Annotated in this window: 11 protein-coding genes; 10 read left to right on the top strand and 1 reads right to left on the bottom strand. The window is 70.3% G+C overall.

Features of this window, described 5'->3' with window-relative positions; genetic code table 11:
- Positions 1–21 precede the first annotated feature (21 nt).
- The 10 genes from HBK84_RS09515 to HBK84_RS09470 all read left to right on the top strand — a co-directional run bounded on the left by HBK84_RS09515 (position 22) and on the right by HBK84_RS09470 (position 11,654).
- Positions 22–1,731, top strand: a complete 1,710-nt coding sequence (locus HBK84_RS09515) for an ABC transporter ATP-binding protein (protein ID WP_167318761.1) — start codon at positions 22–24, stop codon at positions 1,729–1,731.
- On the top strand, positions 1,728–2,939 hold the full coding sequence (locus HBK84_RS09510) for an ABC transporter permease (RefSeq protein WP_167318760.1): 1,212 nt from the start codon (positions 1,728–1,730) through the stop codon (positions 2,937–2,939). The genes HBK84_RS09515 and HBK84_RS09510 overlap by 4 nt, the downstream gene beginning before the upstream one ends.
- A complete protein-coding gene (locus HBK84_RS09505; RefSeq protein WP_370520527.1) occupies positions 2,936–4,267 on the top strand; it encodes an ABC transporter permease in 1,332 nt (443 codons plus the stop codon). The genes HBK84_RS09510 and HBK84_RS09505 overlap by 4 nt, the downstream gene beginning before the upstream one ends.
- A 142-nt stretch (positions 4,268–4,409) precedes the next feature.
- Positions 4,410–4,817 carry a cytidine deaminase gene (locus HBK84_RS09500; RefSeq protein WP_167318759.1) on the top strand — a complete coding sequence of 136 codons (408 nt, stop codon included), beginning with the start codon at positions 4,410–4,412 and terminating at the stop codon, positions 4,815–4,817.
- Between the two features lie 125 nt (positions 4,818–4,942).
- A complete protein-coding gene (locus HBK84_RS09495; protein ID WP_167318758.1) occupies positions 4,943–6,835 on the top strand; it encodes a hypothetical protein in 1,893 nt (630 codons plus the stop codon).
- Between the two features lie 3 nt (positions 6,836–6,838).
- On the top strand, positions 6,839–8,014 hold the full coding sequence (locus HBK84_RS09490) for an adenosine deaminase (RefSeq protein ID WP_167318757.1): 1,176 nt from the start codon (positions 6,839–6,841) through the stop codon (positions 8,012–8,014).
- Between the two features lie 86 nt (positions 8,015–8,100).
- Positions 8,101–9,003 (top strand): MazG nucleotide pyrophosphohydrolase domain-containing protein, encoded by a 903-nt coding sequence (locus HBK84_RS09485; RefSeq protein ID WP_167318756.1) that lies wholly within the window; start codon positions 8,101–8,103, stop codon positions 9,001–9,003.
- Positions 9,004–9,055: 52 nt separating this feature from the next.
- Positions 9,056–10,339 carry a phosphopyruvate hydratase gene (gene eno, locus HBK84_RS09480; protein WP_167318755.1) on the top strand — a complete coding sequence of 428 codons (1,284 nt, stop codon included), beginning with the start codon at positions 9,056–9,058 and terminating at the stop codon, positions 10,337–10,339.
- A 134-nt stretch (positions 10,340–10,473) separates the two neighbouring features.
- Positions 10,474–11,103 carry a septum formation initiator family protein gene (locus HBK84_RS09475; protein WP_144931226.1) on the top strand — a complete coding sequence of 210 codons (630 nt, stop codon included), beginning with the start codon at positions 10,474–10,476 and terminating at the stop codon, positions 11,101–11,103.
- Positions 11,100–11,654 (top strand): DUF501 domain-containing protein, encoded by a 555-nt coding sequence (locus tag HBK84_RS09470; RefSeq protein ID WP_131333312.1) that lies wholly within the window; start codon positions 11,100–11,102, stop codon positions 11,652–11,654. The genes HBK84_RS09475 and HBK84_RS09470 overlap by 4 nt, the downstream gene beginning before the upstream one ends.
- A 71-nt stretch (positions 11,655–11,725) precedes the next feature.
- Here the strand turns inward: HBK84_RS09470 and HBK84_RS09465 are convergent, their stop codons facing one another.
- Positions 11,726–12,232 (bottom strand): hypothetical protein, encoded by a 507-nt coding sequence (locus HBK84_RS09465; RefSeq protein ID WP_167318754.1) that lies wholly within the window; start codon positions 12,230–12,232, stop codon positions 11,726–11,728.
- Positions 12,233–12,250 lie beyond the last annotated feature (18 nt).

Here is a 12,250-nt window from a genome sequence, read left to right as displayed (position 1 = left end):
GGGCCCGGCAGGAGCAGAACAGTGCAGTTGAAACTGACGGACGTCACCAAGAAGTTCGGTGACTTCACCGCCAACAACCGTGTGAACCTCACGGTGGAAACACATCAGATCCACTGTTTGCTCGGTGAGAACGGTGCGGGCAAGTCCACGCTCATGAACGTGCTGTACGGGCTGTACGAGCCCACGTCCGGCACGATCGAGATCGACGGCGCGCCCGTCAGTTTCTCCGGCCCCGGCGATGCCATGGCGGCCGGGATCGGCATGGTGCACCAGCACTTCATGCTGATCCCGGTCTTCACGGTCGCCGAGAACGTGGCCCTGGGTCACGAGAACACGCGCGGGATGTCCCTGGACCTGGAGACCACCCGGGCCCGGATCCGGGAGATCTCCGAACGCTACGGCTTCGCGGTGGACCCGGACGCCGTGGTCGAGGACCTGCCCGTGGGCGTCCAACAGCGGGTCGAGATTATTAAGGCCCTCGTGCGGGACGCCAAGGTGCTGATCCTCGACGAGCCCACGGCCGTGCTGACCCCGCGGGAGACGGACGAGCTGCTCGAGATCATGCGGCAACTGCGGGACAACGGCACGTCCATCGTGTTCATCTCCCACAAGCTACGCGAGGTCCGGGCCGTGTCGGACGTGATCACCGTGATCCGCCGCGGGGAAGTGGTCGGACAGGTGGGCCCTGAGACGTCCACGGATGAGCTCGCGGCGCTCATGGTGGGCCGTGACGTCTCCCTGACCGTGGCCAAGGACACCGCCCACACCACCGGTACCGCGCTCGAGGTGCGCGGGCTCACCGTGGTGGGGGACAACGGCGTCGTCCTGTTGGACGACGTGGAATTCGACGTCGCGCCCGGCGAGATCCTGGCCGTGGCCGGTGTGCAGGGCAACGGACAGACCGAGCTCACCCAGGCCCTCGTGGGACTCGAGGAGCAGGTGAGCGGTTCCGCGCGCCTGGACGGGCAGGAACTCGTGGGGCTGCGCACCCGGGAGATCCTGGCCAGCGGTGTGGGTTTCGTGCCCGAGGACCGTTCCACGGACGGACTCGTGGGCACCTTCACCGTGGCCGAGAACCTCGTGCTGGACCGTTACCGGGAACGGGAGTTCGCGGCGGGACCGTCCCTGCGCCTCGGTGCGATCAGTGGGCACGCCGGCTCTGAGGTGAACGAGTACGACATCCGCACCGGATCCGTGGACTCTCCGGTGGCCACGCTCTCCGGCGGCAATCAGCAGAAGGTCGTGATCGCCCGCGAGCTCGGGCGGCCCCTCAAACTGTTCGTGGCGTCCCAGCCCACGCGCGGCGTGGACGTGGGATCCATCGAGTTCATCCACAAGCGCATCGTGGCCGAGCGGGACAAGGGCACCGCGGTGCTCATCGTGTCCACCGAACTGGACGAGATCTACGCACTCGCGGACCGCATCGCGGTGTTCTTCCACGGTCGCCTCATGGGTATCGTGGGCCCGGACACCCCCCGCGAGGCCCTTGGGCGCATGATGGCCGGTGAGCCCGCGGACAGCGTGCTGCCGCCCGCGCCGTGGGATCACTCGCACGACGACGGCGGGTCCCCGGCGGGTGCCCCCGCGGGCGGCTCGACGGCCGCACCCGCGACCGCTCCCGCTCACGCGGGCGATGCCGCTGCCGTCACCCTGGATGGGGACGGCCTCGATCCCGGCGCCCACCCCACCGACCGAACCACCGACCGACCCGAGGGGAACCGCACGGCATGAGCGCGTCCACCGCACCGGCCACCTCCGATCAGGTCTCGGCCCCGCCACCCACCGAACTCTCCGCTGAGGACCCGCGTCGCACCCTGCTGGGCTCCACCCTGCAGTCGGTGCTCGCGGTCGTCGTGGCGCTGATCCTGGGCGGGCTGCTGATCGCAGTCACGGACGAGCGCGTCCGCCAGGCCGCCGGGTACTTCTTCGCCCGCCCCGGGGACACGCTCTCCGCGATGTGGCGAGCGGCCTCGAGCGCGTACATCGCCATGTTCTACGGCGCGGTGTATAACCCCAACGGCAGCACGCTCGCGGACCGGTTGTATCCGCTGACCGAGACCCTGACCGTGGCGACCCCCCTGATCCTCGCGGGTCTGGGCGTGGCCCTCGCGTTCCGGGCCGGGCTGTTCAACATCGGCGCCCAGGGACAGATCCTGATCGGTGCCACGCTTGCGGCGTGGGTTGGTTTCGCGTGGCAGTTGCCCGTGGGACTGCACCTGCTCGCCGTCGTCGTCGCCGGCGCCGCGGGCGGTGCCGTGTGGGGCGGGATCGTGGGACTGATCAAGGCGCGCACGGGCGCGCACGAGGTCATCCTCACGATCATGCTCAACTACGTGGCCCTGAACCTCGTGGCGTGGTTGCTCACGCTGCCGGGGTTTCAGCGCGAGGGCTCGTCCAACCCCATCAGCCCGCCCGTCGCGGACACCGCGATGTTCCCCAAGCTGCTGGGTGACCACTTCCGGTTGCACTGGGGCTTCGTGGTGGCCGTGCTGGCCACCGTGGCCGTGGCGTGGCTGCTCAACCGTTCCACCGTGGGCTTCGAGCTGCGCGCCGTGGGAGCGAACCCCCGCGCCGCGCGTACCGCGGGCATTTCCGTGACCCGCGGGTTCGTCGTCGTCATGCTCCTCGCCGGCCTGCTGGCCGGGCTCGCGGGTACCGCGCAGATCGCCGGTACGGAACACTCGCTGACCTCGGGCGTGGCCGCGTCCTTCGGCTTCGACGCGATCACCGTGGCCCTGCTCGGCCGCTCGCGTCCGTGGGGGACGTTCTTCGCGGGCATCCTCTACGGGGCCTTCCGCGCCGGTGGCGTGACCATGCAGTCCATGACGGGGACCAACATCGACATCGTGCTGGTCGTGCAGTCCCTGATCGTGCTGTTCGTGGCGCTGCCCCCGCTATTCGAGTTCGCTACCCGTCGCTCGCAGGAGGCCGCCGCGTGAGTACCGCTATTACTTCGCAGTCCTCCGGTCCTTCGTCCGGATCTCCGGAGCACGCGCCCGAAGCCGCTCTGGCCACCTCCGCCGCGAACCGCGCCGTGGGTGTGCGGACCCTGCGGCCCGCGATCGGCCTGGGTGTCCTGGCGCTCGTGTCCCTGATCGTCTTCGCGCTGAACGCCTCCGGGCAGAGGGTGGACTTCCGGTTCTCGAATGACGGCGGTGCCATCCGCCTGCCCGACGTCTCCGTGCCCTCCGCCCCCTACGGTTGGGTAGTCACGATCGTGCTCGCCGCCCTCGCGGTGTACGCGGCCGTGCAGGCGCGCAAGCTGCCGCGCTGGGCGGTGATCGTGGCCGGTTTCTTCTTCGTGACCGGGTTCCTGGTGTGGATCGTGGGCACCGCCCAGACGCCCAGCATCTCCATCACGGCGTTGCTCGCCGGGTCCGTGGCACTCGCCACGCCGCTCGTTTTCGGTTCCTTGGGCGGTCTGCTGTGTGAGCGCTCGGGCGTGGTGAACATCGCGATCGAGGCCCAGCTGCTCTTCGGTGCGTTCTCCGCCGCGGTCGCCGGGACCGTGGCCGGCAACCCCTGGGTGGGTCTGCTCGCGGCGATGCTGGGAGCGGTGCTGGTCGCCGCCGTGCTCGCGCTGTTCGCGATCCGCTACCGCGTGAACCAGGTGATCGTGGGTGTGGTGCTCAACGTGCTCGTCTCCGGCCTGACCGGGTTCCTCTTCGCGACCGTGCTCGAGCCCAACGCCGCGTCCTTCAACGCACCGGACCGCTTGCCGCACGTGCGCATTCCGGTCCTCGCCGAGATCCCCGTGGTGGGTCCCGTGCTGTTCGACCAGTCGGTGATCGGCTACATCATGTACCTCGCGGTGATCGTGGTGTGGTTCGCGCTGTACCGGACCCGATGGGGTCTGCGTACCCGCGCGGTGGGGGAGCACCCCAAGGCCGCGGACACCCTGGGTGTCTCGGTGAATGCGCTGCGCGTGCGCAACGTGTTGTTGGGCGGTGCCGTGGCCGGTCTGGGCGGGGCGTTCTACACGCTCGTCTCGGTCTCCGCGTTCACGCGCGATATGACCGCGGGCGCCGGGTACATCGCCCTGGCCGCGCTGATCTTCGGCCGCTGGAACCCCGTGGGTGCGCTGCTCGCGTCCCTGCTGTTCGGTTTCGCATCCAACCTGGAATCCATCCTGTCCTTCCTGGGCACCCCTGTGCCCAGCCAGTTCCTGGCCATGCTGCCGTACGTGGTCACGATCCTCGCGGTGGCGGGTCTCGTGGGCCGTTCCCGCGGCCCGGCCGCCTCGGGCGAGCCGTACACCAAGGAATGACGCGCACCACCGTACGACGACGCCGGCGCATGCGCCGCTCGCATGGCCACGCGGCGTCGTCGACCGGTGGTGCAAACGTGAGACCGAGCAGTTCCAGAACCGAGCAATTCTGACGTTCGAGCGACGAGGAGAGGCAAGGATCATGAGTGACACCCGCAACCCGGTGGACGAGGCCACGTGGCGCGAACTGCAGCGTGCCGCCACGGACGCCCTGGCCCACTCCTACTCGCCGTACTCCCGATACCCGGTGGGGGCGGCCGCACTCGTGGATGACGGCCGCGTGGTCACGGGCGCGAACATCGAGAACGCGTCGTATGGGGTGACCCTGTGCGCCGAGTGCTCCATGGTGAGCGCGCTGTTCATGTCCGGCGGGGGCAAGCTCGTGGCGTTCGTGTGCGTGGACGGCCACGGTGAGGTGCTCATGCCGTGCGGGCGCTGCCGCCAGTTGCTGTACGAACACCGCGCCCCCGGGATGGAACTGCTCACGGTCGGCGGGGTCCGACCCATGGACCAGGTGCTCCCGGACGCCTTCGGGCCGGAGAACCTGTAACCGGGGCGGAGCGACGTCGAGCCCGTCACGGACCGGCGCACGGGCCCGGTTCCCGGTATCGGCGGAGCCCGCGCCACCTATACTTTGCAGGAAACCAAGCCCGGCTCTGAAAGGGAAACGAACACGTGGGTCTGAGAGATCTGTTCCGCAGCAAGAAGAACGACACCCCGACACCCCAGCCGGCTCCCGGCGCCCGCCCCGTCGACCCTGCGGCCGCTCCCCAGAGCGCGCAGGGCGCTCCCGAGGCACCGCAGCATGCCCAGGAGAACGCGCCGCGTCGTCCCGATCCGAACGCCGTGGCGCTGCCGGAGTCCGGCGCGCTGCGCAACCTCGTGGAGCTGCTGCTGTCCCGTGGCGCGGACCGTGCACGGCTGACCCTCGTGCAGTCGGGCAACATCATGACGCACCAGACCCGCCAGGCCGTGGGGGACGCCCAGGACGAGGTCGAGAACGGCACGGTGGACCAGGGCTCGCCGCTGTTCGACGATGTCGCGGACCTCTACACCCAGGCCATGAACACCCCCGTGGGGCCGTGGCGCCAGCTGGACCTGATCGCCGCCAACCCGCACGACGGGCAGCGCGAGATCACCGTGACCTACGACTTCCCCAACGGCGAGTCCCGCACGGAGCAGTACGTGCACGGCGACGCCCCGGCCGAGGCCTCGCAGCATGACCCGGTGGCCGGGGCCCCCGTCGCCGACGGCGCGCCCGCAGAGGACTCCCGGCTCGCCGCCGGGACCGTTCCCGCTGACACCGCGCTGGCCGACGACGACGCCGTGCGCGTGGTTCCCGAACACGGCCCGAGTGAACCCGCCGAGGACGGCGAGGTGCTCACAGCCGGTCACGCGGCCCCCGTGGTCGCCGAGGGCACCGCCCCCGCACCCGCCGCGGTGCACGAGCCCGAGCAGCCTGAGTTCGTCGAGCCCGCGGCCCCGGTCGCGCAGGACGAATTCCTCGAGGCGCCCGCGGTGGCCGATCGGGATGCCGCCGAGCTCACGGCGCAGCAGGAAGAGGCCGAGCAGCTCCAGCGGTCGGAGCCGCTCGACGAGCGGGGGCAGTTCGAGGAGCGCGATCCGGCGCTCGACGCCGAGCCCGTCGCGCTGACCCCGGAGGATCGCCCCGAGGGGACCGACGCGATCGAGGAACGCGCCACCGAGACCGACGAGTCCTCCGAGGTCGCCCCCGCTCAGGACGCCACGGAGTACGAGTCCGCGGATCAGGACCTCTCGGACGAGCAGCCCGAAACCGCGCACGACGTGCACTTTGATTCCGCCGCCCAGGCCGTGGGCGCCGGTGTGGTGGGCATGTCCACCGCGGACGAGACCGAGCTCGGTGCGCGGAACACCGCTGAGGAGTCCGGCCCCGAGGACCTCCCGGCCCACGTGGACGAGTCCGAGTTCGGCATGGAACCCGCCGAGAACCTCGTGCCCGGCGCCTCTGCGCAGGACACCGAGGACGACCCCGCGAGCGCACCGCAGGTCGCGCTCGCCACGGACGTGGCGCCGTCGTACCGCGGGGCCGAGCCGGAGCAGGGACTCGACCCGGACGCGTTGGCCCCGGGCAACCTCGCGCTGACCACGGGTGACGTGGTCTCCCGCTTGGCGGACGCGCAGCGGCACCTGTTCGATTCCGAGGGCACCGCGCGGGACGTCTCCACCGTGTTGATCCGTGTGCGCGCCCTGGGCACGTACTACGACGCGCTGACCCACGTGCGCCTCAACGGGTTCTGGGATCAGCGTCCGACCTTCGAGCTGGTTCCGGAGGAACTGCTCAAGGTCCAGGAGCTCAAGGACGACTCCTACGTGGAGGGCTCCGGCGCACCGCTGGCCATGATGTTCCGCTTCCGCCCGGGCGTCCCGCCCGAGGTCACGTTCGACTACTCGGACGAGGAGGCCTTCGTTCGTTACGAGCAGCGCCTGCCGGGGCAGAACTATCTCGAGGAGCTGCGGATGTACCCGCGCACCGGCTCCAACATCCCGGAGCACGTGAACGAGGCACTGCAGGACTGGAACTACTGATCCATGACCACGAGAACCACTCCCGAGGCCCCCGACCGCACCACGGACGGGGGCCTCGGGCCACAGCGCCGGATCTGCCTGCACGATCACCTGGACGGCGCGCTGCGACCGGCCACGATCATCGACCTCGCCGCAGGTTTCGGCCATGAGCTGCCCGCCACGGACCCCGCCGCGCTCGGTCGCTGGTTTCGGGACAGCGCGAACTCGGGCAGTCTGGAGCGATATCTCGAGACCTTCGCGCACACCGTGGCCGTGACCCAGACCGCGGACGCGCTGCGCCGGGTGGCCCGCGAGTACGTCGCGGACTGCGCGGCGGACGGGATCGTGCACGCGGAAGTGCGCTGGGCCCCGGAACAGCACGTGGCCGGTGGGCTCACGCTCGACGACGCCGTGGATGCCGTGCAGGCCGGTCTCGCCGAGGGCGTGACCGAGGTCAAGGCCGCGGGCGGTCACCTCTCAGTCGTGCAGATCCTGTGCGCCATGCGCCACCTGGACCGCTCTCTCGAGATCGCCGAGCTCGTGGTGCGCCGCGTGCGTGCCGCGGCGTCCGATCACGCGGGCTCCGACCACGCGGCGTCTGACACCACGACGTCGCACGGGGGCGTCCCCGGCGAACCTGCACCCGGGTCCGTGGTCGCGTTCGACCTCGCCGGACCCGAGCGCGGTTTCCCGGCGTCGGGCCACCAACCGGCCCTCGACCTACTCGCGGAGAACTTCATCCCCGTGACGCTGCATGCGGGTGAAGCGGACGGTGCGGAGTCCATGGCGGATGCGCTCACCGCCGGACGCGCCCTGCGCCTGGGTCACGGCGTGCGGTTGTTCAACGAGGACCCCGATGCGCGGTCGCCGCTGTCCCGGTGGATCCGCGACCGCAGGATCGCGCTGGAGGTCTGCCCGTGCTCCAACCTGCAGACCGGTGCGAGCGCGGTGTGGGGGGACGACATCGCCCATCACCCGGCCACCCGGTTTCTGCGGCACGGCTTCGCGGTCACGATCTCCCCGGATAACCGGCTCATGAGCGACACCTCCGTGGGCAACGAGCTCGAGCTGTTGCGTGAGCAGGCGGGGTGGGACGAGGCCGATCTGGTCGCGGTGCAGCGCAACGCGGCCCGCGCGGCGTTCGTGCCGCGGACCTATCAGGAATGGCTCGAACGCCAAGTGACGGGTGAGGACGCATGACGGCGCCCGAGGAACCGACACGAGAGGCGCCCGCGGGGTCTGTGACCCCGCACGATGAGTCGGCGCAGAAAGCCAGGACGGGGAACATGACCGCCCATGACCCGGCGGCGCCGGACCGAGGCTACGCACCGGGCGCGGAGTTCGAGCGGCTGCTCGCCGTCATGGACCGCTTGCGTTCGCCGGGCGGGTGCCCGTGGGATGCCGCCCAGACCCACGAGTCGCTGCTGCGCTACCTCGTGGAGGAGAGTTACGAGGTCGTGGAGGCGGTCGAGGCGCTCGAGCCGTCCGAGCGGCGTCGTACCGAGCTCGTGGAGGAGCTCGGGGACGTGCTGCTGCAGGTCGTCTTCCACTCGCGCATCGGCCAGGAACACCCTGACGGGCAGCGCTTCGACATCTCGGACGTGCTGGCCGCGGTCACGGACAAGCTCGTGCGGCGCCATCCCGCGGTGTTCCCACCGGGCGACGACGCCGCGGCGCGCCAGGCCGCGGGGACGACCGCTGCGACTGCGGGCGCTGTGAAGGCGACCGCTGCGGACAGCACCGTTGTCGAGGGCACCACCCTGGACAGTGCCAGCCCAGGCGGCACTGGCTCGGATGTCACGGGCGCGGGCAGCGGCGTCGTCGGCAACGGGACACCGAGCGACGCGGAACTCGCCGCGCGCTGGGACGCCGTGAAACGCCGCGAGAAACCCCAGCGCACGCGGATCTTCGACGGCATCCCGCCGGCGCTGCCGGCGCTCGCGTACGCCGAGAAGGCCCTGTCCAAGGCGCGCCGGCACGGCGTGGCCGGGCTCCCGGAACCGCGCCCCGAGTCGGACGAGCAGGACCGGCAGGCGGAGGAGGACGCGCTGGGGGAGGAGTTGTTCCGCCGCGTGCAGGACAGCTCCGCGCGCGGCCTCGACGCCGAGCGCGCATTGCGGACGGCGGTGCGACGGTTCGTGCGTGACCACGACGCACCTTTATCGCCCGCACCCAGCGACGCTCGGTAGGCTAAAGACCGGGGGACCGCCCCACGGGTCGACGACCGACAAGGAGATTTTCATGGCAATGATCATTGCGCTGCAAGCCCGCCAGATTCTGGACTCCCGTGGCAACCCCACGGTCGAGGTTGAGGCACTGCTCGAGGACGGCAGCTTCGGGCGCGCGGCCGTGCCCTCCGGCGCGTCCACCGGTGAGTTCGAGGCCGTGGAGCGCCGCGACGGCGACAAGAAGGTCTTCCTGGGCAAGGGCGTGCTGGACGCCGTCCACGCCGTGGACGAGGAGATCGAGCAGGCCGTGGTGGGCCTGGACGCCTCCGACCAGCGCGCCGTGGATCAGGCCATGTTGGAACTGGACGGTACCGACAACAAGGCCAAGCTGGGCGCCAACGCGATCCTGGGCGCCTCCATGGCGATCGCCCGTGCGGCTGCGAGCTCCGCGGACCTGGAACTGTACAAGTACCTGGGCGGGCCCAACGCGCACGTGCTGCCGGTGCCCATGATGAACATCCTCAACGGCGGTTCCCACGCGGACTCCAACGTGGACATCCAGGAGTTCATGATCGCCCCGATCGGTGCTCCCACGTTCTCCGAGGCCCTGCGCTGGGGCGTGGAGGTCTACCACAGCCTCAAGTCCGTGCTCAAGGACCGCGGGCTGTCCACCGGTCTGGGTGACGAGGGCGGATTCGCCCCGAACCTGGAGTCCAACGCCGCCGCGCTGGACCTGATCCTCGAGGCCATCGAGAAGGCCGGGTACAAGCCCGGTCAGGAGATCGCGCTGGCCCTGGACGTGGCGTCCTCCGAGTTCCACGAGAAGGGTTCCTACACCTTCGAGGGCCAGAAGCGTTCGGCCGAAGACATGTCCCGGTACTACGCCAAGCTGGTCGAGAAGTACCCGCTCGTGTCCATCGAGGACCCCCTGGACGAGAACGACTGGGAGGGCTGGGCAGCGCTCACCGAGCACATCGGGGACAAGGTCCAGCTCGTGGGTGACGACCTCTTCGTGACCAACCCGGAGCGCCTGGGTCGCGGCATCGACGAGCACGTGGCCAACGCCCTGCTCGTGAAGGTCAACCAGATCGGCTCCCTCACCGAGACCTTCGACGCGATCGAGCTCGCCCAGCGCAACGGCTACCGCTGCATGATCTCCCACCGTTCCGGCGAGACCGAGGACACCACGATCGCGGACATCTCCGTGGCCGTGAACGCGGGTCAGATCAAGACCGGTGCCCCGGCGCGTTCCGAGCGCGTGGCGAAGTACAACCAGCTGCTGCGCATCGAGGAGGAGCTCGGCGATTCCGCGACCTACGCCGGCGCCTCCGCGTTCCCCCGCTTCACCGGCAAGTGAGCTGTGCGGCGGCCCCCGTGCCGCCGTGGGTTCCCTGACGACGACGCCGCTCGCCCCGTTCCCGGGGCCGGGCGGCGTCGTGCTGCGGGTAGACTGACCGAGCACGAACCACCCACGTCACCCGGGAGGCACCCATGGTCGGACCCCGCCCGCGGATCCCCCGTATGGGCCCCGAACCCGCTGACGACACCCCGCGCGAACCGCGCGGCGGGCGCTCGCGGGACGCTCGGCGCAACCCTCCGCGGGATACGCAACGGTCCGCGAAACGGGACTCGCTGAGAGACACCCCCTCCCAGGACAGCGCTGGCGGCTCGTCGACGCTCGCGGCCCCCACACCCGCCCACTCGTTCAACGGGCGCCTCGTGGCCCTGATCGTGGTGGCCACGCTCATCGTGTTCCTGGCCGCGCCCACCACCAAGATCTTCTTCGACCAGCGCGCGCAGATCTCCGCGCTGCAGCAGAGCATCGCCCACGAACAAGAGCGACAACAGCAGCTCAAGCACGAGGAACAACTGTGGGCGGACGACTCCTACGTGGAGCAACAAGCGCGTGAGCGGATGTCCTACGTGATGCCGGGGGAGAACGCCTACCTGGTGCTCGGCGCGCAACCGGGCGTGCGCCAGAGCGTCGAATCCTCCGCCGAGCAGGTCGAGGCTAGCAAGCCGGCGTGGGCGGACGGGCTGTGGCAGTCCGTGGTGGACTCCGCGTACCCGCCCGAACAGATCACCCTTGAACCGCAGACCCGAGGAAGTGGCAATCAGTGACCGCAGCGGCCCATGAACACCGCCCGTCCGTGACCGATCAGGACCGCACCGTGGTGGGACACCAGCTGGGTCGGCCCCCGCGGGACGTCGTGGAGATCGCGGCGCGCTGCGTGTGCGGGAACCCGCTGGTCGTGGCCACGGCCCCCCGGTTGAGCAACGGTTCCCCGTTCCCCACGGTCTTCTACCTCACGCACCCCGTGATCACGTCCGCGGTGTCCCGGCTCGAGGCCGAGGGCACCATGTACGGCATGTCCGACCGGATCACCGAGGACCCGGAACTCGCCGAGCGGTACCGGGCCGCGCACGAGCACTACCTGGAGCAGCGGCGCCGGATCGGGGAGGAAGCGGGGATCGGCGAGGTTCCCGAGATCGAGGGGATCTCCGCGGGCGGCATGCCCACGCGCGTGAAGTGCCTGCACGTGCTCGTGGGGCACAGCCTCGCGGCCGGTCCGGGGGTGAACCCCCTGGGGGACGAGACCCTCGAGCTGATCTCCGACACCTGGTCCCGGGACCACTGCGCATGCGATCCCGCGTGGCGCAGCGCGGACTGACCCTCGTACGGCGTTCGCCCCGGTGGGGTGACGTTCCCGAGGGGCGGTCCGATCGTGACTGCCCCGATCACTCATGCGCGATCATGCGTGTGCCGTGACCACCGCGGGCATGGGCGGTGGCGCGTTCGCTGGTCAGAGTCCCGGGTCGGGGTCCACGGCGCGCAGCGCCACGTCCACACCGCCGCGCGCGGACTGCCACAAGAACCACCCGAGCAACGTGAGCGTCCCCGCCGCGCGCCGGAGCTACGTGCGCGCGGCCGCGGTCCAGAACGACCCCCAGCCCCGTGCCACGGCACCACGATGCCCGCCGCGGCCACGAGCAACCACGAGACCAATTCGCCGTCGGGCCTGCGGCGCGGATCGCGCTTCGCCGTCCATACCAGCCATGTGAACCGCATGAGCAGCAGGGTGGAACCGGTGGCCACGAGCGGCAGGATCGAGTCCAGGCCCACTCCCAGTACGGAGATGGGCGATACGGCTTCCTTGGACACGTGCGTGTCGAACGCGTCCGGGGTCAGCGGGGCGCCAGCGACGGCGGCCAGGTACGTGCCGATGTTGCCCACGAAGGACAAGAGCATGAAGGCGGTGAGCGCACC

The organism is Kocuria sp. KD4 (assembly GCF_011769905.1).
Taxonomy (GTDB): domain Bacteria; phylum Actinomycetota; class Actinomycetes; order Actinomycetales; family Micrococcaceae; genus Kocuria; species Kocuria marina.
The sequence above is the reverse complement of the archived record's forward strand: the minus strand, read 5'-3'. Positions and strand labels throughout refer to the sequence as shown.

Bases quoted from the DNA above. Each gene is read 5' to 3' on its own strand.
- HBK84_RS09500 (WP_167318759.1), top strand. From the start codon at position 4,410: ATGAGTGACACCCGCAACCCGGTGGACGAGGCCACGTGGCGCGAACTG.
- eno (WP_167318755.1), top strand. From the start codon at position 9,056: ATGGCAATGATCATTGCGCTGCAAGCCCGCCAGATTCTGGACTCCCGT.
- HBK84_RS09485 (WP_167318756.1), top strand. From the start codon at position 8,101: ATGACCGCCCATGACCCGGCGGCGCCGGACCGAGGCTACGCACCGGGC.
- HBK84_RS09465 (WP_167318754.1), bottom strand. From the start codon at position 12,232: ATGCTCTTGTCCTTCGTGGGCAACATCGGCACGTACCTGGCCGCCGTC.
- HBK84_RS09475 (WP_144931226.1), top strand. From the start codon at position 10,474: ATGGTCGGACCCCGCCCGCGGATCCCCCGTATGGGCCCCGAACCCGCT.
- HBK84_RS09510 (WP_167318760.1), top strand. From the start codon at position 1,728: ATGAGCGCGTCCACCGCACCGGCCACCTCCGATCAGGTCTCGGCCCCG.
- HBK84_RS09490 (WP_167318757.1), top strand. From the start codon at position 6,839: ATGACCACGAGAACCACTCCCGAGGCCCCCGACCGCACCACGGACGGG.